Genomic DNA, 23,536 nt, shown 5'->3' with positions numbered 1-23,536 from the left:
AAATGAGGTAAGTCAGGGATTTCATTATTAATCCTAACCCTTTTTTAAAATTTAATGCTTTCGAAGTATTTTATTAAACTTTTAGGCAGTAATATGTTTAAAATAATCTATCAATTTAGTTCTTTATCTCTGTTTGGTTTATTTGAATTAATTTATAATCTTTAAATAGTATAATTCTAAATAATGGTATAAATGGGGATTTGAAAATGGTTTTTGAAAATAGGTTTATTGAACCAGATTACGACTTTGAAACTAAAGGTTTCTGGGTAGATAATAAAAAATTTAAAACATATTCTGAGTATAATTATTTCAGTTCAAATCCAGTAGTTTCTAAAATCAAAAGATTTCATTTTGAAAAGGCCCTTAAGTTAACTGAAAAATATTTTAATAAGGCCAATGTGATTGACTTTGGTTGTGCTGACGGATGTTTTTTACCTACTTTATCTAATTATTTTCCTCAAGTTTTAGGGGTGGATATTGATCCTGATTATATTGAAATTTCCCAGAATTTAATTAATAAAATGAATTTGAAAAATTGTCAATGTATATGTAGTCAGGGCATGAAAATTGAAGAGTTAATGTCAAATATAGATGGCTCTTTTGATGTATTATTTTTACTGGAAGTTCTTGAACATATTGGGGATAAAAACAAATTATATGAATCAAAAATTGATTTTTTATGTGAGATATCTTCGCTGGTTAATGAGGATGGAATAATAATTATTTCCGTGCCCAATATGGTTGGTTTAAGCTTTTTATTACAAAGATTTGGTCTTTCCATTCTTGGAATGTATAAAGAAGAATTATCATGGAAAGAATTGTTTTATGCAGGATTTCTTAATAGAACGGATGATCTTGAGAAAAAATGGAGATTTGAAAGCCATATAGGATTTAATCATAAAAAATTAGAACATTGCCTTAAAAAAAAGTTTCATATACTTAATAAAAACAATATTTTCTTTCAAACGGTGTATGTAATCAGAAAATAAGAATCTATGCTTTAAAAAATGAGATATTGACTGTAATTAATATTATGCAACTAAATCTATTTTGATAGGTTTAATTTGATCTTCTTGATTTCATGGTTATTTTGCCGGATTTTCATTATAAACTTTTAAATACTTTTAAAATAAATTCTTGAAATAAGTGATTTCAACAAAACCAGAGGTTTCAATATGAATGCAAAAGAGTTTTTATCTAAATCCAAACCAATAATTATAATAATTTTGCTTTTTTCATTATCATTTTTCCTTAGGGCTGAATCAGCTAATTTAAATATAATTCCAGATGATATGAAGGCTTTTTATCAGGATCAAGATGGCCTTCCATATTTCAGTGAAATGGATTCATATTATAATTACAGGCTGACTCAAAATTATCTGAATAATGGACATTTAGGAGATACTATTATAAATAATACTCAATGGGATCTGCATTCATATTTTCCTCCTGGAAGAACAGCGGAATATCCTCCTCTAATAGTATATCTTACTGCATTTATCTATAAATTTGTCAATATATTCAGCGATGTATCTTTAGTAACGGTAGCCTTCTGGATGGCCCCGTTCATAGCATCTATTTGTGTAATTCCTGCTTACTTATTTATAAGAAGAATTACTAATGATTTTGGAGGAATAACCGCGGGAATTTTAGTTGGTGTAGCGCCATTTTACTTTTCCCATACATTTGCGGGCTTTTTTGATACAGACATGTTTAACATGCTTTTCCCCATTTTGATTGTATGGTTCTTTATTGAAAGTATAAGGGTAAAAAGCATCAGAAATAGGTCAATTTTTGTAATATTGACGGTTATTTCACTTTTCCTTTTTACTCTTGCCTGGGAAGGATGGTGGTACATATTTTACATCATCGTTGGCTCAGCAGTGATTTATTTGCTTGTTTCTAATTATTTATTGGGAATGAAAACAATCAAGCCTGTAAAAGAATATTCAAGCAAATTTGAATGGTTTATAGATCAAAAAGCATTATTTTCAGTTGCCGTAGTTGTACTGGCCAGTTCTATCCTAATAATAATTAATTCAGGATTATCAGGATTTATCAATACGTTATTCCGGCCTTTGGTGGTGAATCAGCTCCTTTCATCTGCTACAAATGCAGCATATCCAAGTGTGCTTGTTTCTATATCTGAACTTCAAATACCCACATTTTCTTCAGTTCTAAATGGGGTTGGAGGCATCGGGGCATTTTTATTAGGTATTTTAAGTGTTCCATTACTTATATGGAAATTACAGTCAAAAGATGGGAAGAAAGCTGTTAAGCAAGAAGCTCCTAAAATAAAAAAGAAGCCCCGGAGAAAGGGAAGAAGAAAAAATATACAGAAAAATGTTGAAGAAAAAACCGAAAGAAAAGATACTGTAAAAGGAAATAAAGGAACTGCAGATAAGCGTAAGTTAATGGAAACTAAGAAAGAATATGTTTTATATGCGGTTTTATTCTCCATATGGCTTTTAATTACCGCATATGCAATGACAAAGGGTTCCAGATTCATTGCAACATTTTCATTACCAATTGCATTAGGTGCGGGTATCTTCATAGGTTTAATTGCACCATCCGTCAATAAATACATTAAAAATACTAAATACTGTGCGGTGGCTATTCTGTTGCTAATAGCGCTGGTTTCATACCCTGCAGTATCCGGAGCATATGGTATTTCAAATTCAGTAGTTCCAGGTTCTGATGATTCATTTTATAACTCCATGAGCTGGATTAAAAATAATACCTCAAATGAAACTGTAATAACTTCATGGTGGGATTACGGTTATTTATTTGAAGCTGTTGGCGATCGACCTACAACTTTTGATGGTGGATCTCAAAATAATCCGAGGGCATATTGGGTTGGAAAAGCCCTGTTAACAAATAATGAGAACTTATCGGCAGGTATACTTAGAATGCTTACTTCAAGTGGTGATTTAGGTTATTTAACTCTTGAAAATTATACCAGAGATACAGCTAAAAGTGTTGAGATATTGGACAAGATCCTGCAAGTTGACAAAAACGCTGCTCAAACCATTATGTTGAACGAATATAAATTAACTCCTGATCAGGCTCAAAATGTCTTAAAATACACCCATCCAGATAAACCAAGCCCTCATGTGTTTATAACAAGCAGTGACATGATAGGAAAAGCGGGCTGGTGGTCTTACTTTGGAAGCTGGAACTTTAAGGAAAATACAGGACAGGGTTATATGTATTCAGTAAGTGGAGCAACTACAAATGTTACTGGAAGTACTGTAACCATTAATGCTGAAAATGGGGTTGGTGGTCAGATTAACGGATCCAGCTTTAGCGCATGGTTACAGGCAAACAATACAAGAATTGAGCCCCATAAACTCATATTTATCCAAAATGGTAAACTTGTATATAATCAGATTGTCACTAATGATAGTCCTGTAAGTATCCTGTTCATACAGGAGAACAATTCATTAATAGCAGTGGCTATGAATAAAGAACTTGAAGATTCAATGTTTACAAGATTGATGTTTATGGGTGGTTATGGACTGACCAGATTTAAGCTCGCCCATGCTCAACCAGGTGTAATTGTCTGGAATGTAAGTTAAAGATGAATAGATTCCTACTGCTGGAATCTAATAATTTATTTTTTTTGTCATTTTTTAGATTTACATCATGCTTCGTATTTCATTTAGAAGAATGTCTGTTGCACTGATGATTCCCACTATCTGGCCTGCTTCTTCAACTGGTAATCTCCAAATACCATGATCTACCATTTCTTTCGCTGCTTCCTCAATAGGGGTATCAGTATGGACAGTTACAAGGTGAGTTTCCATTGCATCATGAACTTTAGTATTATTTAATTTATTTTTACTGCTTATGGCTTCCAGAACATCCCATGTTGTCACTATTCCCACAACTTCTCCGTTTTTTTCCACTATAAGGCTTCCACCTTCACCCTCCTCGGTGGATTTTTTCAAAGCAGTATCCAGAGTTTCATCTTCACCAATGGTTTCCACACCTTCAATCATAATTTCTTTAACATTCATCATATCACCATGGTTAGATATGAGTTTTATACGATATAAAATTTTATAATTAAAAACTTTTTTAAGGATGAAAAGATTAATATTAATCAAATTTAACTAAATAATCATTATTATGATTTAAAGTAGAATTTTATATGCAGTATTTATGTATTAGAAATTATTAGAAAACCCTGATTTAGAATATACTTTTATAAATCATTTTATTAATCTAACTACTTTTATGTGAGATTTATGGCTCTTGAAGATAGAATTAAAAAAATTGAAGAAGAAATTCAAAAAACGCCGTATAATAAGGCCACATCACACCACATAGGTAAACTTAAGGCTAAATTATCAAAGTTAAAAGAAGAATCCCTGCAAAGGAGCAGTTCAGGTACTAAGGGGAAAGGATTTCATGTTAAAAAGAGTGGAGACTCTACAGTAGTGCTGGTTGGATTTCCATCTGTTGGAAAATCAACGCTTCTCAATGATCTTACCAATGCAGAATCTAAAATTGGAGAATACGAATTTACAACACTTGAGATAATCCCTGGGATTATGGAATATGAAGGGGCTAAAATCCAGATATTTGATATTCCTGGAATAATTACTGGAGCTTCCAAGGGTAAAGGGAGAGGAAAGGAGATTTTATCTGTTGCCAGGAATGCAGACCTGGTTTTAATAGTTCTTGACGTTTTTAATCCCCAGCATATTAACGTAATTACAGAAGAGTTGAAAAATATTGGCATAAGGCCAAACCAGACCAGACCTGATGTTACTGTAAAGCCTAAAAAGCTTGGAGGCCTTACAATTTCTTCTACAGTAGAACTTACCAATATAGATGAAAAGACGATCAGATCCATCCTGAATGAATATGGAATACACAGTGCAGATATTCTGATTCGTGATAATGTGACCATGGATCAATTTATTGACAGTCTGGATTTAAGCTGCTGCTACATTCCCATGCTAAAGGTTGTAAATAAAATAGATCTGGTTGATAAAAAATATCTGGAGGAACTTAAATCAGATATACCTGATGCGATTTTTATATCTGCAAATAAGCAAACTAATATTGAGGATCTTAAACGAAAAATATTTGATAAGCTCGCTTTAATCCGTATCTTTTTGAAACCGCAGGGTAAAAAAGCAGATTATGAAGAGCCCTTAATAATTCGAAAAGGATCAACTGTTAGGGATGTGGCAAATAAGCTCCATCGTGATTTTGTAAGGAATTTCAGGCATGCAAAAGTTTGGGGGACATCGGTAAAGTTCGAAGGGCAGAAGGTGGGCCTTGAACATGTGTTAAATGATAAAGATGTTTTAAGAATAATAGTTAAAAAATAACTGTCGTTAATTAAAGAATGATCATAAAATAGAATGGTGAAAAAATGAAATTAGATGATGTGGTTATATCAAAAGCGATAATAAAAAGCTTTATGGAAGATTTCCTGGATTACACTGATATTGATGTTGCTATTGGTGGAGGAGGCCCTGCAGGACTTACAGCAGGGTATTATCTTGCAAAAGCAGGCATTAAAGTAGCTTTATTTGAAAGAAAATTAAGCATCGGCGGCGGAATGTGGGGCGGCGGCATGATGTTTAATAAAATAGTTGTTCAGGAAGAAAGTAGGCGAATTCTAGACGAATTTGGTATAAAAACAGTGAGATATGAAGAGGATTATTATCTGGCTGATTCTATAGAATCTGTATCAACTTTATGCTCTAAAGCAACACAAGCAGGTCTTAAAGTCTTTAATTTAATGAGTATTGAAGATGTAATGATCCAGGAAAAGCCAGATATAACTGGACTTGTTTTAAACTGGAGTGCAGTTGAAATGGGAGGATTACATGTTGATCCACTCACCATACGGACAAAAGCAGTTGTTGATGCCACAGGACACGATTGTGAAGTGGTAAAAGTTGTAGAAAGAAAGGTAGGGCCTAAACTCAACACAGAAACTGGTAGAATCATTGGAGAAAAACCAATGTGGGCGGATATTGGAGAAAAAGCCCTGATGGATAATACAAAAGAAGTTTATCCGGGATTGTACGTTGCAGGAATGGCTGCAAACGCAGTTTATGGATCCCCACGAATGGGTCCAATATTTGGTGGAATGCTCCTATCAGGGGAAAGAATAGCCCAGATACTCATTGAAAAATTAAAATAAAATTATGAATAGCATGATCATACTCATTACTGGAACACCAGGAGTTGGAAAAACAACAGTTTCAAGCCTGCTTGCAGAAAGGTTAGATGCATGTCTTATTGATATCAATCAACTTGTAGAGGAAAAACATCTGTACACAAGTATTGATGAAGTACGGAAATATAAAATTGTGGATTTAGATGCTTTATTTGATGAAATGAACAGAATAGTAGGTGAAATTAATAATAATTTTACTATCATTGAAGGGCATCTTTCACATCTTTTTGAAAATTCTGATATTGTCATAGTTTTAAGAGCCAATCCTGATGTTTTGAAGCGGCGTATGGAAACCAAAGGATGGGAAAAAAGTAAAATCCGTGAAAATATTGAAGCAGAGGCAATTGATCTCTGTTCCTATGAAGCACACGAAATTCATGGAGATAAGGTAAATGAAATAGATACAAGCAGTATTGCGCCTGAAGAAGTTGTAGATTTAATAATTGATGTGATAAATGGTGATAAAAAGTTTCCAGCAGGTAGTGTGGATTTTTTGGAATATTTAAATGATTTTTAACATAAAGTTTAATATAAAATCATTTTTATTATTTAACAGAAAAGGGAAAAGCTTTTTAAAGAGAATATTAAATAAATTACAATATTATTCTTAAGTATATTATATGTTATATTGAGGATTATTGATGATGTTAATTCCATGAAATAAAATACTGTATTAAATATGGATTTAACAATTCAAACCCCCAGCATAAGAGCTTAAGACCAATTTCTATGTTCTGAATATTAACAACGATTGCTTTGGGGCCATAATTTGAGAAGGGGAAGAAGACCGCAATGGATGTTAAAAATAGCAAGAGAAAGGATTGATATTCTCTTTAAACTTGCAGATGAATCATTCAATACCCATCCTGAACGGTCGCACCGATACGTCCAGATGGCCAGAAACATTGCAACCAAATACAATATAAGAATGCCCAGAATCTGGAAGAGGAGATTCTGTAAAAACTGTTATAAATTCCTGAAACCAGGAAAGAACTGCCAGATCAGGTTAAAAGATTCATCGGTTACTATTAAATGTTTTGAATGTGGAAATGTAATGAAGGTTCCATATATAAGAGAGATAAAGGATAAAAGGAGGAAAAAGATTGAATCCTGCATTATCAAAAAAGGAATTAATGAATAGATCACTTTCAACAATCACCATTAATATTGGAAAATCTGGAATCAACCAGAATGTTATTGATGAAATAAAAAGACAGCTTAAAGCTCACGAAGTAATAAAATTAAAGTTTGCAAAAAATATATCTTCAGAAAAACAAAATTATATAAACAATATAATCGAAAAATCTAACTCTAAACTAGTTGATTTAAGAGGAAATGTTGCTGTAATATTTAAAAAAAGCCCTCGAAAATCATAGATTTTCAGGGCATGTGAAAATTGAAAATTTTCACGGCTGCAAAACATTTGGTTTTGCAAGCACCAAAAATTCATAGCATGCAAAAATCTTTGATTTTTGCTGCATGTGAAAAATGAAATTTTTCGAGGTTACGAAGCAAAGCTTCGTAAACATCAAAATCGAAGATTTTGAAAGAATTTTTGAGTGAGATAATTAGATAATTAGGAGGATAAATATGACTACAGTTTATGATGTACCTGCAGATTTACTGATAAGTACAATTGCAAAAGAATTAAGCCAGAATAAGAAAATAAACCCGCCAGAATGGGCTAAATTTGTTAAAACAGGAGTTCACAAAGAAAGAAGACCCGAAGAAATGGGCTGGTGGTACACAAGATGTGCATCTCTTTTAAGAAGAGTGTACATAGACGGCCCTGTCGGAATGAACAGTTTAAGATCATACTACGGTGGAAAAAAGGATAGAGGTTCCAGTCCTGAAAAATTTGCAAAAGGAAGCGGTTCCATAATTAGAACAGCCCTACAACAGCTTGAAGATGCTGGATACATTGCAAAGGTTAAAGAAGGAAGAATTGTAACTCCTGAAGGAAAATCTTTCCTTGACAAAACATCAAATATTGTTAAAAAAGAAGTTCCAGAACTTGCAAACTACTAGATTGAGGGTAACATATAATATCATGGAGGTCCAATTTTGAGCGATATTGAAGAATTAAGACGTAAAAGAATGCAGGAATTACAACAGCAAGCTGCAGCACAGCAAGCGGCATCTCAGGAGCAGGAACAGGCCCGACGCGAATTAGAAGCTCAAAAAAGACAGGCTATGATGCAAATCCTTACCCCTGAAGCCAGGGGCAGACTTGCAAACCTCAGATTAACTAAACCGGAAATGGTTGATCAGATTGAACTTCAGTTAATTCAACTTGCCCAGATGGGAAGAATTAAATCAAAAATAACTGATGAACAGCTGAAAGAACTTCTAAAAAACCTTGCCGGTCAAAGAAGAGAGATTAATATAACAAGAAAATGAAAGCATGTGTTCTATACAGTGGAGGAAAGGACAGCTCTTTAATGGCTGTGATTCTCGAAAAGTTAGGATACGAAATTGAACTTGTAACTCTGAATTTCGGGGTTTTTGATTCATTTAAACCTGCAGTAGAATCAGCATCTTCCCTTGGATTTAAGCATCGTGTTTTTAAAGCCGACAGATCCCTTATAGAAAATGCAACCAGTATTATTATTAATGATGGGTTTCCCAATAATGGAATAAATTACATTCATAAAGAAGTATTATATCTGGTTTCAGAAAACTATGAAGTGGTGGCAGATGGAACGCGAAGGGATGATAAAATTCCAAAACTTAAATCTGGTGAAATAAACAGTCTTGAAGCGCGGGGAAATGTTGAATATATTAATCTACGAGGATTTGGACATAAGACCATAAACGATCTCTCAAAAAAGATATTTGAAGTTAAAAAAGAACAGACAAATATGGAAAATAATTCTGATTATGAGATAGAAATAAGATATCTTATAGATGCAATTAAGGGGGAAAATTTTGCACAGAAAATATTCCCAGAACATGTTCAATCAAGAGTAATAGGCTGGAAAAAATAAAATTTATTATAATTATAAAAACTTAAATTAATGTGGTGAAAAAATGAGTAGGAATAGGCCATTAGCTAAGAAATTAAGGCTTGCTAAAGCCAATAAGCAGAACAGGCGTGTACCTTTATGGGTTATGCTTAAAACAAATAGAAAAGTAAGAACTCATCCTAAAATGAGACAATGGAGAAGAAGTAAACTAAAAGTGTAGGGGATTTAAATGGAAAGAGTCTATGTTATACCTTTAAGAAAAGTAAAAAATGTTCCAAGGACAATGAGGTCCCCGAGAGCAGTACGTTACGTAAAAGAATTTATAAAACAACATATGAAAGCAGAAGACATTAAGATCGATGCATCTGTAAACGAAAAAATATGGGAAAGAGGAATCCAGAAAATACCTCCTAAAATTAAAGTAAAAGCTGTTGAAGAGGAAGACGGTTCAGTGGCAGTCACCTTGGTTGAATAGGTGAACTTAATGATTAGGAAAGCTAACCTGTACGGGAACTCAAATATTGGAGTTGCAATATCAGCTACAGATCATGCAGCTATAGTTCCCTCTAATTTATCAGAAGCAATGGAAAATCTGATAGAAAACACTTTAGGAGTAACAGTAATTAAAACCCCAATTAGTGGTAGTAATCTTGCTGGAGCACTGGCAGTGGGAAATTCAAAGGGATTCTTAGTTTCTCCATTCGCTCTTGAAAGCGAAATAGAAACCATTAAAGAAATGGATATAGAAGTGGAAAGAATTCCTGATAGATTCACTGCTGTAGGTAATATAGTCCTTGCAAATGATAACGGTGCAATTGTAAATCCACTGCTTTCTGATGAATCCTTGGAGATAATCGAAAACGTTCTAGACGTTGAAGTTCAAAGAGGAAGTATAGCCGGCTTTAAAATAACAGGATCTGTTGCAGTGGCCACTAATAAAGGAGTATTAGCTCATCCATCTGCATCAGCAGAAGAACTTAAATTTATTGAAAATGTGATGAAGGTTCCAGCAGATATTGGAACTGTAAACAAAGGCATAAGGCTTGTTGGCGCATGCACAATAGCAAATTCTGAGGGTGTTATTGTCGGATTAGATACAACAGGTCCTGAACTTGCAAGAATTGAAGAAGCATTAGGTTTTCTTGAGGGATATGAATGAAAACAAAAATATTTAGAATTCAAGGCAAATTTATGATGGGAAAAAGCTTTAAACCTTTTACAAAGGAGTTAAAAGCTATAAAAGAAGAAGATATACAGGAAAAGATTTATTCTGATTTTGGAAGCAAACACGGAATCAAGAGAAACAAAATAATCATAGAAGAGATTAAAGAAATTTCAGAAGATGAAGTACAGGATCCAATAATCAAAGCCTTAATTGAAGGGTGATTTTTATGGATGATAAACAAAGGCTCGAACAGATGGTTAATGAAATTAACATGTATCAGAGCCAGCTGGAACTTCTACAACAACAAATTGAAACAGTAAGAGCTTCTATTGCAGAATTAACATCTGCTGAAGAATCTTTAAATGCAATTGAAGGAAAAGAGAACACTGAAACCTTTGTTCCAATTGGTGCAGGCTCTTTTGTAATTGCAGAGATTAAAAACACAGATCAGGTTGTAATGGGTCTTGGTGCAGGTGCCGCTGCAAAGAAAAATATTGGAGAAGCTAAAGAGAGCATATCTTCCCAAAAAAAAGAGCTTGAACAGTTAGTTGATAAAATGGTTGGAGATGTGCAGAAGTTAACAGATTATATTGTCAAAAAGAGCCCTGAAGCAGAAGCACTGCTGAGAAAAGTTGAAACTGAAGAAGCTAAACACCAGTAACTTGCATTCAAAAAATCTGTCAAAATCATACGGATTTTGGAGCCTTCGAACACGAAGTTTCGTAAGCTCCGATTTTAACGTTGAAAGAAATCTGTCAAAATTCTACGAATTTTGACGCAAAGAATCGAAGATTCGTATGCTTTGATTTCCTGAACTGCAAATCATAGATTGCAGGCCGCAAAAACGAAGTTTTTGCATGCTTAACTTTTTTCTTAACCAAGAACAAAGTTTTTGAGGGTTTTAAAAAGGAGTGAGTATTTTGTTTGAATCACTTAAAAAGAAATTTAGTGGTACTGTTGGAAAAATCAGCGATAAGATTTCTAAAGAAGATGAGAAAGCAGAAGAAAATACTCTTTTAGAAGAAACTCCACAGGAAAAAGAGGAAACTATTCCAGAAAAAGTTTCTGAAGAAATGGAAGGACCTTCTAAGAAAGATGAGGAAAGTGGAGTTAAAGGAAAAATATCCGGAATTTTTTCCAGGGAAAAAAAAGAAGAAGTGCAAAAACCTGAAGTGAAGCAGGAAGAAGTTCCTTCTGAAGAAGAAAAATCTGGAATGTTCTCATTTGTCACTAAAAAGACAATATCAGAAAAAGATATTGATGATATTCTATTTGAACTTGAAATGGCACTCTTAGAAAGTGACGTTGCTCTAGAAGTTGCAGAAAAGATAATTAATTCTGTAAAAGAAGATCTTGTGGGAAAAAAAATTAAAAGAAGAAGCGACGTTGCAGAATTTACAAGAAATGCCCTGAAAAACGCTATTTCTGAAATATTAGGTGTTGAAACCAGAGATCTTAAAAAAATGGCAGAAGATGCAAAGAAATCTGGCCAACCTCTTAAGATAATGTTTGTAGGGGTAAATGGAACTGGAAAAACTACCACAATAGCAAAAATTGCTACTTATTTTATAAATGAAGGATATACGCCAGTAATTGCCGCTGCAGATACTTTCAGAGCAGGGGCTATTGAACAGATAGGGCATCATGCTGAAAATATTGGGGTTAAACTAATAAAGCATAAAAAGGGTGCAGATCCTGCTGCAGTTGCTTATGATGCAGTAGAACATGCAAAGGCTAAAGGAAAAGAGATAGTTTTAATAGATACTGCGGGGAGAATGCAGACCAATGTTAACCTTATGGATGAAATGAAGAAAATTCAACGTGTTGTAAAACCCGATGTCATAATTTATGTCGGTGATTCCCTTACTGGAAACGATGCAGTGGAACAGGCGATGAAATTCAATGAAGCTGTGGGTGTTGATGGAATAATTCTCACAAAAGCTGATGCCGATGCAAAGGGCGGTGCAGCACTTTCGATTGGTTATGTAATCAGTAAACCAATTCTATTTTTAGGCATAGGTCAATCTTATGAAGATATAATGGAATTTAAGTCTGAATGGATGGTTGATCAGCTTATTTAATTCATTTTTTTAAATTTAATTTATTAAATTATCTAATAATCACATTAACTTAAATATTATATAAACAAATTAATTCTATCTAATTTTAAAGTGATTTCATGAATGCATATTTAGAAATTTTAAGACCGGGAAATGCAGTAATGGCAGTAATAGCAATCTTTTTAATGATAATTATAAGTGGAAATTTTACATTAGGTGCATTTTTAGCAGGATTCGTTGTTTTTGTTGTTACTGGTGCAGGGAATGCCATAAATGATTATTTTGATTATAAAATTGATGCTATTAATAAACCAAAAAGACCCATTCCATCTGGAAGGATTTCAAGAAAAACCGCAGGAATTTATTCACTTTCCCTGTTTATCATTGGAATCATCGCTGCTTTCTATATAAATTTTTTATTGGGCATGATAGCGTTTTTGAGCTCCCTTTTAATGATATATTATGCATACAGCTTGAAAAGTAAATGCTTAATTGGAAATTTAAGTATTTCATTTCTTACAGGCCTTTGTTTTGTTTTTGGTGGGATAGCTGTAGGTGAAATCATTACTTCTATATATTTAGGGTTTTATGCATTTCTGATGACCATGGCCAGAGAAATTGTAAAGGATATGGAAGATGTGGAAGGAGATAAAAAAGAAGGGGCAAAAACATTACCAATAATCTATGGAGCAAAAATATCATCAATCCTTGCAGCAAGCTTCATGATAATTGCAAGTATCACCAGTCCCGTGCTTTATTTTATAGGAATTTTTAATTTACTTTACCTTGCAGTACTCTTTGCTGCTATTGTGGTGTTCTTGATAGGTGCAGCGTCAATATTGAAAGATCAATCAGCCATAAATTCTGCAAAAGTATCAAAAAGAATTAAAATTGGTATGGGAATAACATTTCTGGCTTTTGCACTGGGTTCGCCATTTTTAGCTTCTCTATTTTAAATCCAAGATTAATAAGGGCGTACAGATGCATTGAGATTAAAATATATTTTAGAAAATAAAAATAAACACAATTTATAACTATTTTGTAAATCATAATATTCATTTATGAAGTTAAAGCCAATAGGAATAATAAACTCACCTTATAAAAAAAGGGGAGATGCTCCTCGGCAGGGACGATATTCTGAAAAGATAAGTAAAATAACTGTTTTCGATGAATATAAAGAGGGTTTACAAGATATTGGGCGTAAAAAATATTATTATGTCTTCTACTGGTTGGACAGGGCTGAACGCGATAAATTAAAGGGGATTCCACCGGGAAGAACAGAAGAAAGGGGAGTTTTTTCTATAAGATCCCCTGCAAGACCAAATCCAATAGCAATGTGTCTTGTAGAGATTGTTAAGATTGAAGGGAATACATTAAGCGTAAAATGGTTGGATGCTCTTGATGGGTCTCCTCTTATTGATATTAAGCCTTTTTGGGCTGAAACAGATTGTATATAGTTATTTATTCCTTGATTTTTCAGATATCCATCTGGACATAACATCCAGGGCAAGACCAATATTTCCAATCTGGCAGTGATTCTGCGCCTGATCTTCCCTGGTAAAAACATGCTCTTCAATCGAACTAGCATTTATTAATGCATCCACCTGTTTATAATGCATTTTAAGTGGAATAAAATGATCTTCAGCACCGCTAAGAATTAAAACATCCTGTTTTACCTTTTCTGAATGTATATTTTTTTCATTAAACTGTAACAATACCTGACTGGCATCATATGGTGTTTTTTTCTTGGTAATGTACATTAAATTATTTACTCCCCATCTTTCCTGATAGTCGCCTTTCATTTGTAACCTGGATACATAATTTAAAAATCTGGGAAATAGAAGGAAGAATCTGGCCACTAACCGGATAAAAAGATTGGGTATTTGCATATAATCAAAAGCGACACTCAATGCGATTACTCTTTTAATTCTTGGTTCGAATGCAGCTGCTCTAAAACAAAGCCATCCTCCCATGGAAATACCGAGCCATGTTACATCATCAAGTTCAAAATAATCAAGGATTGCTTTAGCAGATTTTTCCCATTTATAGTTAAGGGGTAATTTTTGTTTTTTCAAAGCAGCACCCTGTCCAGGGCCTTCAAACATGATGACATTATATCCTAAATCAGCAAAATAACTTGCCATTGAGTAAAATTCCTCTATAAATGAATCAAATCCGCCATGTATTACAATAGTACCTATGCTCTTTGATTTTTGGGATTTAATTCTTATTGCGGGTAAAAATGAACTTTCATATGGAACAGAAAACCTTTCTATAGGTTCATCTTTAAAAGCAGCATTATAGAAAATATTTATGAATTTATCGTACAATTTTTCTTTATCTGGATCGGATGGCAGTGTAAAAAATTCTGCAGCTCTAAAATAAAATGCAGCATTTAAATATCTTTTTTCTTCAAGAGTTTTTTCGGCTAATTTGATCATTTCTGGTTTCCAGTCTTCTAACTTATGGATATTTTTAGATACTTCAATAGTGTCTTCTAATTTGGTATAACCCAATGAATACCATCTATTTAGCTGGAAATCAATAATTTTTACTTTATGAAAATCATGATATCCAACTGGGAAATTAAATTTCATTTATATCAATTATTACTATGTTTCGATATTTTTAAAGTGTTTTCGATTATTTGTTGGTTTAATTGGTATTCATGAGATATTTAAAAAATCAGGTTAAAATTTACCATAAAAAAAAGGAATGATAAAAAATACATACTGAGAATATTCACTGATCATCTGCAATTAAACTTAATACATTATCTTTACATGCAACTATACATGCAGGAAGTATATTGTCAGTGTCAAAGCATAATGTACATTTGTGTGCAACCATGTTCTCTATGTATATGACTCCATTTGGGCAAGATTCTACGCAAAGTTTACAACTTATGCATCTGTGCTTATCTATAATTGGAATATTATTTTGGGATTGAATAGCGTTTACAGGACAGATATTCATACATGGAGCTTCTGTACACTGTCTACAAAATATTAAACCCTCACTTTTTCTTATTCTACTGCTTCCATGGGTTTTTTGACATGCAGTTACGCAATTATGGCATTTTGTGCACCTTAAGGGGTCTGAAACCGTTATTTTTGGATTCAATTTATCCCTCCTTTTAATTTTATTTCAGACGGTTTAACTGACCTTGGGTATTTCAAGATATCTTATAATATTAATAATGATTAATCATTATTTATAATTATTAATAATTATAGTATAAAAATATTTGGATATGAAATAATTAAAATAATGCCTAAAATGGACTTATTATATAATATATTAATTTATTAGCAATTTTATTCATAAATATAACATTTAAATTCTATAAATATAAAAATAGACATTTAGAGGGAAATTATATAATTATATTATAAGTTAAAAAATAAATCTTTATGACTATTATGGAAAAATTATAATAATTTTAAATATAATTAAAATATGGGGGAAGATAAATTTGGCAGCTGAAAAGGAGAATATGAAAATAAAAATCTTAAAAAACGGCCCATATTTAGTTTCAGGGGGTGTACCTCTTCTTGAACAAGTAATTACAACTGATGAAGCAGGTCATACTCGTGAACTGCTGGATGTCAGGGAATACCCTCCTAAAGATAAATATATTCTGTGTCGTTGTGGAGTATCAAAAAATAAACCCTACTGTGATGGAACTCATAATAAGATCGATTTTGATGGTACAGAAACAGCCAGCAGGAAACCATATATAGAAAAAGCTGAAATATTCGAAGGAAAAGACCTGAAATTAACTGATGCACATGAATTCTGCGATCATTCACGTTTCTGTCTTCGATCAGGCGGAATAAGGAATCTAATACAGAAATCTGATGATCCAGAGGCCAGACAAACAGCTATAGAAGAGGCCATGATATGCCCTTCAGGAAGACTTGTTCTATGGGATAAAAAGACAGGTAAACCATTTGAAAAGGAATTTGAACCATCAATTGTAATGGTACATGACAAACAGAAAGGATGTGAAGGTCCAATATGGGTTCGTGGAGGAATTCCTGTAGAATCTGCAGATGGAACCATTTACGAGGTTCGAAATCGGCAAACTCTTTGTCGATGCGGTAAATCAGAGAACAAACCTTACTGTGATGGCAGTCACTGGATGACGGCAGAGCAGAAAATAAAATTCCGTAGAAAATGGGGCCTTGACGAGAAATAATAAAATAAAGAAAAGGGAAGAATATATCTCCAATTCGATTTTCAGGTGATTATATTCCCGTCCTGCATTTTAATTATCTCATTTGCATATTCGGCAGCCAGTGGATTATGTGTAACGGCCACAATAGTTAATCCATCCTTTTCATTCAGGTTTTTAAGTAGTTCCATTATTAATTTTGTATTTTGGGTGTCAAGCTCCCCTGTGGGTTCATCTGCAAGTAAAATGGCAGGATCATTGGCAAGAGCTCTTGCAATTGCCACACGTTGTTGTTCTCCCCCAGAAAGCTGTTTTTGAAATCTTTTATATCTATCCTTTAATCCAACTTTATCCAGTAAAATTTTAGCTTTTTCCTCATTGGGAGAAATCATGGGCAGCATCACATTTTCAAGGGCTGTAAGATGGGGCATTAAATTAAATCTCTGGAATATGAATCCAATGTCACTTCTTCTTTGTTTTGCCTGTTCATTTCCAGAATAATCCTTGATATTCTTTCCGTTCATTAGAACAGTTCCTTCAGTCGGGGTGTCCAAAATTCCTGCAAGATGAAGTAATGTGGATTTACCTGAACCTGAAGGCCCCATTATGGCTATAAATGATCCTTTTTTGATGGTTAGATTAACACCTCGGAGTGCTTTTACTTTTTCTGTCCCCATTTTGTATGTTTTCCACACATGATTGAATTCAAGTACGTTATCATTCATATCTTAACGCCTCCACGACATTTAGTCTTGATGCTCTCCATGCAGGGTATAAACCAGCTAAAACACTTAAAACTGCAGATCCGCCAATTACACCTACAACTAGCCATAAAGGAAGCATTTGAACTAATTTAATGCCATCCATATTTAATTGTGGGGCCAAATATATGATTCCAAGTTCTAATAGAAGTGCAGCAATAATCAAACCAGCAACAGAGCCTATCAAACCTAATAACCCCGCTTCCATTAGTATGCTTCCCAATATTTCTCTATTTGTAAATCCTATCGCTTTTAATACTCCTATTTCTCTTGTACGCTCTGAAACATTTACAAGCATAATATTCACAATACTGATAACTCCAACTAAAAGGGCAATGCTTGCTATTAATCCAACAAAAAGTGTGATTCCACTCATTATTTCATCAATTTGTTTAGCATAGTCAGATTTTGTTAAAGCTGATATACCATCTACTTGAGCTTCTATTTCTTTTTTTACAACTTCTGGATCTTTTTTAGTGCTTGCAGTAATACTTGATACTTTGTTATCGTTTAAAGGGAGCGCCAGACTAGTGTTTAAGAAAACAATTCCCATACCAAATCCACCTTCATTTGTTATCCCAGTTATTACGAATTCTTCCTCTTTAATTTTTATTTTACTTCCGATTTTATAACCAAAGTTGTCTACAAATGGGGATTTACTAATAACAACACCTGGAGTTCCATTTATTTTAATCTGTTTCCAGTCACTCATCCCGACTACTATTACTGGTGTCCTTTGAATATTAGTTTGAAACTGTGTTTCTTCTCTAATGTCATAGAGTTGTGACATATTCTTTATCTTGGCTACTGCTTCCTTATTTATATATGAATCGCCTGTAGATCCCATAAACGCCGCTGCAGAGCTGTTCATGATGGAAACATCTCCCATAATGGATTCAGTTTGCCCTTTCATGTAAGAAGTCATTCCAGAGCCAAGGCCCATAAGAACAACAAGTGCTGTAACTCCGATAACTATCCCTAACATTGTTAAAGCGCTTCTGAGTTTTCTTCTATTAAGATTTTTAAATGATAATTTGTAAATACTCATTTCATTCCTCCGTTTAACCATAAATTAATGATAAATCATCATAATATCATCATTATTCAATTAACAATTTATTTAACTTCTATTTCTTCAAGATCAAATACTTCTTCAATATACCTCCTTTTCAACGCCCTGGTAACTTTGAAGGCAAGTATAAGGGAGGGATTATATCTGCCCTGCTCTAAGGCTATGATGGTCTGCCTCGTTACATCTACAGCTTCTGCTAATTCCTCCTGAGTCATTTTGAGTTCTTTCCGGTATTCTTTAATTCTGGTTTTCATACATTTTCTCTTCTTTTGAGTTATAATATCCATAGGAGAGCACGCTAATAACTATGCTGCCTGAAAACACCAGCACAAAAGCTATTGGGAATAATGACTTATCTTGAGTTATATTTATGTAGAATAATGATACAGCTCCAATTAATATCACGTATAGAAAAGCATTTCTTGTAGCTAAACCTGCATTAATCTGTAATCTTTCATCATTTTCTTTGTAGATGGTAAAATAAAGAGCAAAGACAGCAAAGCCTAAAAATCCAATTTCTCCAGTTACAAGATATAACAGGCTCAGCGGACTTAAAAATCCCAGATACCAAAGTGTATTTTTCATTTTAATCTTCTCTTTCGAGTTTATAGTTTGTTACAGATTTTATTATTACTCCAACGATTAAAGCAGTTATAAGGAATGGATCTACATATATTTGCTGCTGTAATGCATAATAGGTTAGTTCAATAAAAATTCCAATGACCAGAACCAGCATCATTCCCCATGCAGCATTTCTTTCGGCAATTGCTTCATGTATTCGTTCTCTTTCATCCTTTTTAAGATTCCACATAACATCTGCCATATCTAAAAGTAAAAATGCAACCCATATTCCAGTAATGATTGATCTGAATTCTGTTTGTAGATTAGGTATAAGTTGTAGCGCAATTAGAAGTGCAAACATTCCTGCAAAATATACGGCTCCTTGCCAGGTTTTTATACTTACTCCCCATCCACCGTATTTTCTTCTTCCAAACCATTCTGATCGTGCGATTATCATATTTTCTAACCCCTTTTGTAAAAAATATATTACATTTAATGTAACGAATATATTACATTCTATATAAATGTTTTGATTTTGTAAAAAATAGATTACATTCTTAAAGGAAATTAAATTAGACATGCCGTAAAAACAGAAAGATAATGATTTTTAACATTAAGAATCAGAACCTTTAATTAAATTTAAATGAGGGGTTAAATATGAAATTATGGGGATATTTAAGTGCATTGATGGTTGCTCTTCTTTTTGGAGTCTGGTTTTCACTGGATAAAACGCTTCTTGGATATCTTCATCCTTTTGCCCTTGCAGCATCAACATATCTTATAGCAAGTATGTTCCTGTTTTTTGTTAACTTTTCTCCCCTTAAAAGTAGAATATTAAACTTCATAAATCGCAAAAGTGATGTTGAAGATTTTATAACACGAAAAGAATATTTTATTCTATTTTTAACCGCAACTTTTGGTTCATTTATTGCACCTGCTCTGTATTTAAGTGGATTGTTTAGGATAACTGCTGTAAATGCTGCTCTTCTGGCTAATTCAGAGATTTTATTCATTATCATTCTTGGAGTTCTCTTTTTAAAGGAGCATGTTGGTAAAAAAGATATTTTTGGATTTGGTTTCATATTGATTGGAGCTATATTTTTAAGCACAAATAACCTGCAAGACCTTTCATTTAATCAGAGCATGTTTGGAAGTCTTCTTGTAATTTCAGCGTCCTTTTTCTGGAGCATGGATACAATTTTAAGCAAATATCTAAGCCATAAAAGGAATATAATATTCATTACAGCTTTAAAAACTGCAATAGGCGGTTCAATTTTGCTTTTAATTTCATTGATTATGGGACTGGACTTTTCACTGCCTTTAGATAAACTTCCTTTGCTGCTTTTTATTGGACTTATCTGTCTAAGCTTTTCGTTGCCTTTAATTTATTATGCAATCAGGATTATTGGTTCAACAAGAACAGGATCTATATTTGCCCTAAGTTCAATTTTTGGAGCCATAACCGCATTTGTAGTGCTTGGTGAACCTTTAACTATCGTACAACTTTCATTTGGAGTTTTAATGGTTGCAGGTGTTTATATTCTTTATATTGATGAAAAATAAAAAAATTAAAGGTTTCAGTTTAAAATAGAGTTTATAAACCCTTCACTCTTTTTATTAAAATCTTCATTCTGGATGAATTTCGTTACAGCAACTATCTGGAGTGAACTGCCTTTGGGAAGTGTTGCAACTTCTTTTTTAAGCATTTCTGGATTATTTAGTACATCTGCATCTTCACCTACTGCAAATACAGCAATCTTTGCACCATTATCTGGTTTAAGAGTGCTCAAATAAGATTGAACAGATTTACTGGCATTTCCAGCATAGATTGGCCCTCCAACAACAATAATATTGTATCCGGCCGTATTTTTAGCTTTTTCACTGCTAATCCCTGCTAAAGTGACAAAGTATCCTTTTTCCTGTAAATCCTTTGAGATTACCTCTGCCGCATCTTTCCCCTGTCCGCTGATACCGGGATCATAAACAACAAGTGCTTTTCCAACCTCTGGTACTGTGGGGCTAAGATTCTGGGAATCAGTAGCAGTATAACTCATAACATCGTACATAACAAATCCCATTACACCAAAAATTGCAAGTATGACTATAATTGCCCCTAAACCTGTCAATTTTAATAATCTATTGATTTCCATTATATTTGCCCCTATTTTAAACTATTAATCATTTTTTTGCTACTTCAGCTAATTTACGGGCCCATGCACGTATTTCATCCCAATTCCTGTAATCATAGGGTTTATCTATATCTTTGCCCTGTTTTTTTAATTCGTCTTTAATCCATTTTGATGTTAATTTATATAACAAACCGTGATTTGCTTCAGGATCATAATAGCTTCCATAGAGTCCTGTGGACACTGGTTTATTAATGAGGTATTTTTCTGCTACTTCGTCTAAATATTTCTCCTGCCCTTCAGCCACGGTTTCAGGATCATTTGCAGCCCCACAGGTGACAAATAATGCCACTTTTTTATCTTTTAAACCTGTCTTATTATCTTTCAGGAATTTAAGTGAATCTTTAGTCCATTTACCCATTTTAATCCCGCTTCCAACAACTACAAGTTCATAAGGAGCTATATCATGTTTTTTGAGTTTTTTCGCATTCTTTAAATCCACTTCAAGTCCTTCATCTTCTAAAACTCGACTAATTTCTTCAGCAATCCCGGTTGCTGTACCGTATCTGGTACCATAAACAACTAATGCTTTCATTTTCATTTCTCCTTAATTATTTCAATTATTAATCCCAAATAATCTTATTTCAGTTTTTTACATTTTTTTAGCTTCCTGATATAGATTTGCAGATATCTTTTCAAGTTTACCCATAATTTCAAACAGAGTTTTTAATTCGTTATCTTCCAGACCTCTAAAGAGTGCATTCACTGATTTAATATCTTCAGGTGTCCTTTTTTCCCAGTATTTATGACATTCATCAGTTACCTTCAATCTCAATATACGTCTGTTACTGGGGTCCCGCTCAATTTTTAGGAAACCTCTATCTTCAAGCCGTACAGCAAGCTGTTTGACATTTTGATGGGTTATACTCATTGCATCTGCGACTTCCTGCATTGATGGGGCGTGATTAAAGGCATTAGATATAACAATCATCATTAACCATTGTTTGGTTGTTATTCGATCTTCTGAAAGTTCTTTATTGATTATATAGCCCCATCGTTGCTGTATTAAGAATAAAACAACAAGTATATATTTTTCCATTCCTACTCTTTCCGCATAGAACTCAGCTTTTATTTCATCTGAATCTTTCATTATCTTACCTGCTTACTGTTCCTTTATCACCGTTATTGACTTCCATATATTTATTTCCATTTATAGAACCTTTTATTTTACTATAGAATGCTGCTGAAATTATAATTCCAAGTGCAGTGATAATTATGAAGAACATAGCCTGTCCTAATTCAATGTTTACACCATTTTGAACCATGAAATATATCATAGAAAGTATTGCGGTTCCTAGTAGTGAAACTTTTATTAAAAATATGGAAGCAAGTACACATCCCCATTCTTTCCCTTTAAATAGAAGTATTCCTGTAATTACAGCAGCAGGAACAACTATTCCTAAATCTAAAGCTTGAATTACGAGTGTTGTGTAGCTTTCAAGTGCAGAAGGTGCAATTCCGGTTAATAAAGAATCTATAATCATTTTAAGCCACATTGCAGCAAGCATTAATCCAATGATTACAAGGAGTACTGCAGTAATTTTATTAACGGGTCCTGGAGAGAAACTTTTCTTGATACTTTTAATATCAAGAGACAATAGTTCTCCAAGCAGTGTATATAATGATATAGAAAATATGGCCACATAAACAAGGAATAGTTGATTATATGATGTCAAAAAAGACATTGATGCATATGAATACAGGAAATAGAAGATCGTCCCCATCCAAATCAATCGTCCTCTGAATGAATCTTTAGAGATTAAATAAAGTGTTCCAATTAATATTGGAATGCAGATTACCAATGTAACTAAATCCTGCCCCATCATTTGAGCTACACCGGATATTGTGTCGTGTTTATATAGTCCTTTCCAGAAAAGTCCGGATAATGTTGCCACCAGTGCCAGAAGGGCGATGGCCATTGAATTTATATATATTATTTTTTTGTTCATTTTTATCTTCAACTCCATAGGTAACATATTACATATTTAGGTAATATATTACCTAATAATGCAGACATAGTATATAAACTTTTTGGTTTATTGAAAATTTTATCTTCAAAAATAATTCATCCTTAAATTTTGTATTCAGAAAGACTAATTTTTAAAAATAAGTGTAAAGAAATAAATAAAAGTTTAAATTTACCTTCGTCCCCGTCCAAATGCTTTTTGAACATCTAGTGGAGAGTTAAAATTATCTGAAGGTAAGTTTTCTATGGTTTGAATAACATCCTGGTTTGCATTATTTTGTTTAGCTTGATTTACCAGGTCCTGTTTTTTTGCAGGGTAATGCATACCTTTCAGGGCTCTTTCTATTTCTATAGTAATTCCACCACGTCGGGCCATAGTATCACCTCAAAAATTTTTTATTTTTGCGCCGTCGAACA

33 protein-coding genes are annotated in these 23,536 nt (G+C 33.3%); 20 read left to right on the top strand and 13 right to left on the bottom strand.

Features of this window, described 5'->3' with window-relative positions:
• The first annotated feature begins 206 nt into the window (after positions 1 to 206).
• Positions 207 to 989 (top strand): class I SAM-dependent methyltransferase, encoded by a 783-nt coding sequence (locus QMD61_07400; protein ID MDI6724456.1) that lies wholly within the window; start codon positions 207 to 209, stop codon positions 987 to 989.
• Positions 990 to 1,175: 186 nt separating this feature from the next.
• The gene (locus QMD61_07395; GenBank protein ID MDI6724455.1) at positions 1,176 to 3,578 is read left to right on the top strand and encodes an STT3 domain-containing protein; all 2,403 of its coding nucleotides are present in this window, start codon (positions 1,176 to 1,178) and stop codon (positions 3,576 to 3,578) included.
• Positions 3,579 to 3,638: 60 nt separating this feature from the next.
• Here QMD61_07395 and QMD61_07390 read toward each other — a convergent pair whose 3' ends face one another.
• Positions 3,639 to 4,019 carry a CBS domain-containing protein gene (locus QMD61_07390; GenBank protein ID MDI6724454.1) on the bottom strand — a complete coding sequence of 127 codons (381 nt, stop codon included), beginning with the start codon at positions 4,017 to 4,019 and terminating at the stop codon, positions 3,639 to 3,641.
• A 231-nt stretch (positions 4,020 to 4,250) separates the two neighbouring features.
• Here QMD61_07390 and QMD61_07385 point away from each other — a divergent pair, with 231 nt between their 5' ends.
• The 16 genes from QMD61_07385 (at position 4,251) to tsaA (ending at position 13,853) form a co-directional block, all read left to right on the top strand.
• Entirely contained in the window at positions 4,251 to 5,345 is a 1,095-nt protein-coding gene (locus QMD61_07385) for a GTP-binding protein (protein MDI6724453.1), read from the top strand.
• A 44-nt stretch (positions 5,346 to 5,389) separates the two neighbouring features.
• On the top strand, positions 5,390 to 6,169 hold the full coding sequence (locus QMD61_07380) for a sulfide-dependent adenosine diphosphate thiazole synthase (GenBank protein ID MDI6724452.1): 780 nt from the start codon (positions 5,390 to 5,392) through the stop codon (positions 6,167 to 6,169).
• Positions 6,170 to 6,173: 4 nt separating this feature from the next.
• Positions 6,174 to 6,722, top strand: coding sequence for an adenylate kinase family protein (locus tag QMD61_07375; GenBank protein MDI6724451.1), 549 nt, complete (start codon positions 6,174 to 6,176; stop codon positions 6,720 to 6,722).
• Between the two features lie 252 nt (positions 6,723 to 6,974).
• Positions 6,975 to 7,346, top strand: a complete 372-nt coding sequence (locus tag QMD61_07370; GenBank protein ID MDI6724450.1) for a ribonuclease P protein component 4 — start codon at positions 6,975 to 6,977, stop codon at positions 7,344 to 7,346.
• Positions 7,339 to 7,581: a YhbY family RNA-binding protein gene (locus QMD61_07365; GenBank protein MDI6724449.1), complete on the top strand. Its 243-nt coding sequence runs from the start codon at positions 7,339 to 7,341 to the stop codon at positions 7,579 to 7,581. Before QMD61_07370 ends, QMD61_07365 begins: the two co-directional genes overlap by 8 nt.
• Positions 7,582 to 7,795: 214 nt before the next feature.
• Positions 7,796 to 8,233: a 30S ribosomal protein S19e gene (locus QMD61_07360; protein MDI6724448.1), complete on the top strand. Its 438-nt coding sequence runs from the start codon at positions 7,796 to 7,798 to the stop codon at positions 8,231 to 8,233.
• A 36-nt stretch (positions 8,234 to 8,269) separates the two neighbouring features.
• On the top strand, positions 8,270 to 8,605 hold the full coding sequence (locus QMD61_07355) for a DNA-binding protein (GenBank protein ID MDI6724447.1): 336 nt from the start codon (positions 8,270 to 8,272) through the stop codon (positions 8,603 to 8,605).
• Positions 8,602 to 9,192, top strand: coding sequence for a hypothetical protein (locus QMD61_07350; GenBank protein MDI6724446.1), 591 nt, complete (start codon positions 8,602 to 8,604; stop codon positions 9,190 to 9,192). The genes QMD61_07355 and QMD61_07350 overlap by 4 nt, the downstream gene beginning before the upstream one ends.
• Before the next feature lie 43 nt (positions 9,193 to 9,235).
• A complete protein-coding gene (locus tag QMD61_07345; GenBank protein ID MDI6724445.1) occupies positions 9,236 to 9,391 on the top strand; it encodes a 50S ribosomal protein L39e in 156 nt (51 codons plus the stop codon).
• Positions 9,392 to 9,400: 9 nt separating this feature from the next.
• Positions 9,401 to 9,646 carry a 50S ribosomal protein L31e gene (locus tag QMD61_07340; protein MDI6724444.1) on the top strand — a complete coding sequence of 82 codons (246 nt, stop codon included), beginning with the start codon at positions 9,401 to 9,403 and terminating at the stop codon, positions 9,644 to 9,646.
• A gap of 9 nt (positions 9,647 to 9,655) precedes the next feature.
• Positions 9,656 to 10,330: a translation initiation factor IF-6 gene (locus QMD61_07335; GenBank protein MDI6724443.1), complete on the top strand. Its 675-nt coding sequence runs from the start codon at positions 9,656 to 9,658 to the stop codon at positions 10,328 to 10,330.
• Entirely contained in the window at positions 10,327 to 10,557 is a 231-nt protein-coding gene (rpl18a, locus tag QMD61_07330; protein ID MDI6724442.1) for a 50S ribosomal protein L18Ae, read from the top strand. Before QMD61_07335 ends, rpl18a begins: the two co-directional genes overlap by 4 nt.
• A 5-nt stretch (positions 10,558 to 10,562) precedes the next feature.
• Positions 10,563 to 10,997: a prefoldin subunit alpha gene (gene pfdA, locus QMD61_07325; protein ID MDI6724441.1), complete on the top strand. Its 435-nt coding sequence runs from the start codon at positions 10,563 to 10,565 to the stop codon at positions 10,995 to 10,997.
• A 259-nt stretch (positions 10,998 to 11,256) separates the two neighbouring features.
• Complete coding sequence (gene ftsY / locus QMD61_07320; GenBank protein MDI6724440.1) at positions 11,257 to 12,417, top strand: signal recognition particle-docking protein FtsY; 1,161 nt, start codon at positions 11,257 to 11,259, stop codon at positions 12,415 to 12,417.
• Positions 12,418 to 12,515: 98 nt separating this feature from the next.
• The gene (locus tag QMD61_07315) at positions 12,516 to 13,352 is read left to right on the top strand and encodes a UbiA family prenyltransferase (protein ID MDI6724439.1); all 837 of its coding nucleotides are present in this window, start codon (positions 12,516 to 12,518) and stop codon (positions 13,350 to 13,352) included.
• 105 nt (positions 13,353 to 13,457) lie between these two features.
• Positions 13,458 to 13,853: a tRNA (N6-threonylcarbamoyladenosine(37)-N6)-methyltransferase TrmO gene (tsaA, locus tag QMD61_07310; GenBank protein MDI6724438.1), complete on the top strand. Its 396-nt coding sequence runs from the start codon at positions 13,458 to 13,460 to the stop codon at positions 13,851 to 13,853.
• Here tsaA and QMD61_07305 read toward each other — a convergent pair whose 3' ends face one another.
• Together QMD61_07305 and QMD61_07300 are read right to left on the bottom strand one after the other, a co-directional pair.
• Positions 13,854 to 14,912: an alpha/beta fold hydrolase gene (locus QMD61_07305; GenBank protein ID MDI6724437.1), complete on the bottom strand. Its 1,059-nt coding sequence runs from the start codon at positions 14,910 to 14,912 to the stop codon at positions 13,854 to 13,856.
• 226 nt (positions 14,913 to 15,138) lie between these two features.
• Positions 15,139 to 15,519 carry a 4Fe-4S binding protein gene (locus tag QMD61_07300; GenBank protein MDI6724436.1) on the bottom strand — a complete coding sequence of 127 codons (381 nt, stop codon included), beginning with the start codon at positions 15,517 to 15,519 and terminating at the stop codon, positions 15,139 to 15,141.
• Positions 15,520 to 15,892: 373 nt separating this feature from the next.
• On the opposite strand from QMD61_07300, the gene QMD61_07295 reads away from it, so the two are divergent.
• On the top strand, positions 15,893 to 16,597 hold the full coding sequence (locus tag QMD61_07295; GenBank protein MDI6724435.1) for a CDGSH iron-sulfur domain-containing protein: 705 nt from the start codon (positions 15,893 to 15,895) through the stop codon (positions 16,595 to 16,597).
• Between the two features lie 41 nt (positions 16,598 to 16,638).
• Here the strand turns inward: QMD61_07295 and QMD61_07290 are convergent, their stop codons facing one another.
• The 5 genes from QMD61_07290 to QMD61_07270 all read right to left on the bottom strand — a co-directional run bounded on the left by QMD61_07290 (position 16,639) and on the right by QMD61_07270 (position 19,424).
• On the bottom strand, positions 16,639 to 17,298 hold the full coding sequence (locus tag QMD61_07290; GenBank protein ID MDI6724434.1) for an ABC transporter ATP-binding protein: 660 nt from the start codon (positions 17,296 to 17,298) through the stop codon (positions 16,639 to 16,641).
• Positions 17,291 to 18,382 (bottom strand): ABC transporter permease, encoded by a 1,092-nt coding sequence (locus tag QMD61_07285; protein MDI6724433.1) that lies wholly within the window; start codon positions 18,380 to 18,382, stop codon positions 17,291 to 17,293. The genes QMD61_07290 and QMD61_07285 overlap by 8 nt, the downstream gene beginning before the upstream one ends.
• 68 nt (positions 18,383 to 18,450) lie before the next feature.
• Positions 18,451 to 18,660, bottom strand: a complete 210-nt coding sequence (locus QMD61_07280) for a helix-turn-helix transcriptional regulator (protein MDI6724432.1) — start codon at positions 18,658 to 18,660, stop codon at positions 18,451 to 18,453.
• Entirely contained in the window at positions 18,644 to 18,991 is a 348-nt protein-coding gene (locus QMD61_07275) for a hypothetical protein (protein ID MDI6724431.1), read from the bottom strand. The genes QMD61_07280 and QMD61_07275 overlap by 17 nt, the downstream gene beginning before the upstream one ends.
• A gap of 1 nt (position 18,992) precedes the next feature.
• The gene (locus tag QMD61_07270) at positions 18,993 to 19,424 is read right to left on the bottom strand and encodes a hypothetical protein (protein ID MDI6724430.1); all 432 of its coding nucleotides are present in this window, start codon (positions 19,422 to 19,424) and stop codon (positions 18,993 to 18,995) included.
• A gap of 200 nt (positions 19,425 to 19,624) precedes the next feature.
• Between QMD61_07270 and QMD61_07265 the strand changes: the two genes are divergently transcribed.
• On the top strand, positions 19,625 to 20,530 hold the full coding sequence (locus tag QMD61_07265; protein ID MDI6724429.1) for a DMT family transporter: 906 nt from the start codon (positions 19,625 to 19,627) through the stop codon (positions 20,528 to 20,530).
• A gap of 14 nt (positions 20,531 to 20,544) precedes the next feature.
• On the opposite strand, the gene QMD61_07260 is transcribed toward QMD61_07265, so the two are convergent.
• The 5 genes from QMD61_07260 to QMD61_07240 all read right to left on the bottom strand — a co-directional run bounded on the left by QMD61_07260 (position 20,545) and on the right by QMD61_07240 (position 23,495).
• Positions 20,545 to 21,117 (bottom strand): flavodoxin domain-containing protein, encoded by a 573-nt coding sequence (locus tag QMD61_07260; protein ID MDI6724428.1) that lies wholly within the window; start codon positions 21,115 to 21,117, stop codon positions 20,545 to 20,547.
• A 28-nt stretch (positions 21,118 to 21,145) separates the two neighbouring features.
• On the bottom strand, positions 21,146 to 21,688 hold the full coding sequence (locus QMD61_07255) for a flavodoxin domain-containing protein (protein MDI6724427.1): 543 nt from the start codon (positions 21,686 to 21,688) through the stop codon (positions 21,146 to 21,148).
• A gap of 57 nt (positions 21,689 to 21,745) precedes the next feature.
• A complete protein-coding gene (locus tag QMD61_07250; GenBank protein ID MDI6724426.1) occupies positions 21,746 to 22,243 on the bottom strand; it encodes a MarR family transcriptional regulator in 498 nt (165 codons plus the stop codon).
• Positions 22,244 to 22,247: 4 nt separating this feature from the next.
• Positions 22,248 to 23,102 carry a hypothetical protein gene (locus QMD61_07245; protein MDI6724425.1) on the bottom strand — a complete coding sequence of 285 codons (855 nt, stop codon included), beginning with the start codon at positions 23,100 to 23,102 and terminating at the stop codon, positions 22,248 to 22,250.
• Between the two features lie 189 nt (positions 23,103 to 23,291).
• A complete protein-coding gene (locus QMD61_07240) occupies positions 23,292 to 23,495 on the bottom strand; it encodes a DUF2795 domain-containing protein (protein ID MDI6724424.1) in 204 nt (67 codons plus the stop codon).
• Positions 23,496 to 23,536: the final 41 nt, after the last annotated feature.

Source organism: Methanobacterium sp., assembly GCA_030017655.1.
Lineage (GTDB): Archaea > Methanobacteriota > Methanobacteria > Methanobacteriales > Methanobacteriaceae > Methanobacterium_D.
This window is presented reverse-complemented; position numbering and strand designations above follow the sequence as displayed.

Bases quoted from the DNA above. Each gene is read 5' to 3' on its own strand.
- rpl18a (MDI6724442.1), top strand. From the start codon at position 10,327: ATGAAAACAAAAATATTTAGAATTCAAGGCAAATTTATGATGGGAAAA.
- QMD61_07255 (MDI6724427.1), bottom strand. From the start codon at position 21,688: ATGAAAGCATTAGTTGTTTATGGTACCAGATACGGTACAGCAACCGGG.
- QMD61_07375 (MDI6724451.1), top strand. From the start codon at position 6,174: ATGAATAGCATGATCATACTCATTACTGGAACACCAGGAGTTGGAAAA.
- QMD61_07240 (MDI6724424.1), bottom strand. From the start codon at position 23,495: ATGGCCCGACGTGGTGGAATTACTATAGAAATAGAAAGAGCCCTGAAA.
- QMD61_07260 (MDI6724428.1), bottom strand. From the start codon at position 21,117: ATGGAAATCAATAGATTATTAAAATTGACAGGTTTAGGGGCAATTATA.
- QMD61_07390 (MDI6724454.1), bottom strand. From the start codon at position 4,019: ATGAATGTTAAAGAAATTATGATTGAAGGTGTGGAAACCATTGGTGAA.
- QMD61_07290 (MDI6724434.1), bottom strand. From the start codon at position 17,298: ATGAATGATAACGTACTTGAATTCAATCATGTGTGGAAAACATACAAA.
- QMD61_07245 (MDI6724425.1), bottom strand. From the start codon at position 23,102: ATGAACAAAAAAATAATATATATAAATTCAATGGCCATCGCCCTTCTG.
- QMD61_07400 (MDI6724456.1), top strand. From the start codon at position 207: ATGGTTTTTGAAAATAGGTTTATTGAACCAGATTACGACTTTGAAACT.
- QMD61_07360 (MDI6724448.1), top strand. From the start codon at position 7,796: ATGACTACAGTTTATGATGTACCTGCAGATTTACTGATAAGTACAATT.
- QMD61_07265 (MDI6724429.1), top strand. From the start codon at position 19,625: ATGAAATTATGGGGATATTTAAGTGCATTGATGGTTGCTCTTCTTTTT.
- QMD61_07335 (MDI6724443.1), top strand. From the start codon at position 9,656: ATGATTAGGAAAGCTAACCTGTACGGGAACTCAAATATTGGAGTTGCA.
- QMD61_07275 (MDI6724431.1), bottom strand. From the start codon at position 18,991: ATGAAAAATACACTTTGGTATCTGGGATTTTTAAGTCCGCTGAGCCTG.
- QMD61_07285 (MDI6724433.1), bottom strand. From the start codon at position 18,382: ATGAGTATTTACAAATTATCATTTAAAAATCTTAATAGAAGAAAACTC.
- tsaA (MDI6724438.1), top strand. From the start codon at position 13,458: ATGAAGTTAAAGCCAATAGGAATAATAAACTCACCTTATAAAAAAAGG.
- QMD61_07250 (MDI6724426.1), bottom strand. From the start codon at position 22,243: ATGAAAGATTCAGATGAAATAAAAGCTGAGTTCTATGCGGAAAGAGTA.
- QMD61_07350 (MDI6724446.1), top strand. From the start codon at position 8,602: ATGAAAGCATGTGTTCTATACAGTGGAGGAAAGGACAGCTCTTTAATG.
- pfdA (MDI6724441.1), top strand. From the start codon at position 10,563: ATGGATGATAAACAAAGGCTCGAACAGATGGTTAATGAAATTAACATG.
- QMD61_07280 (MDI6724432.1), bottom strand. From the start codon at position 18,660: ATGAAAACCAGAATTAAAGAATACCGGAAAGAACTCAAAATGACTCAG.
- QMD61_07315 (MDI6724439.1), top strand. From the start codon at position 12,516: ATGAATGCATATTTAGAAATTTTAAGACCGGGAAATGCAGTAATGGCA.
- QMD61_07365 (MDI6724449.1), top strand. From the start codon at position 7,339: ATGAATAGATCACTTTCAACAATCACCATTAATATTGGAAAATCTGGA.
- QMD61_07270 (MDI6724430.1), bottom strand. From the start codon at position 19,424: ATGATAATCGCACGATCAGAATGGTTTGGAAGAAGAAAATACGGTGGA.
- QMD61_07395 (MDI6724455.1), top strand. From the start codon at position 1,176: ATGAATGCAAAAGAGTTTTTATCTAAATCCAAACCAATAATTATAATA.
- QMD61_07345 (MDI6724445.1), top strand. From the start codon at position 9,236: ATGAGTAGGAATAGGCCATTAGCTAAGAAATTAAGGCTTGCTAAAGCC.
- QMD61_07380 (MDI6724452.1), top strand. From the start codon at position 5,390: ATGAAATTAGATGATGTGGTTATATCAAAAGCGATAATAAAAAGCTTT.
- QMD61_07340 (MDI6724444.1), top strand. From the start codon at position 9,401: ATGGAAAGAGTCTATGTTATACCTTTAAGAAAAGTAAAAAATGTTCCA.
- QMD61_07295 (MDI6724435.1), top strand. From the start codon at position 15,893: ATGAAAATAAAAATCTTAAAAAACGGCCCATATTTAGTTTCAGGGGGT.
- QMD61_07385 (MDI6724453.1), top strand. From the start codon at position 4,251: ATGGCTCTTGAAGATAGAATTAAAAAAATTGAAGAAGAAATTCAAAAA.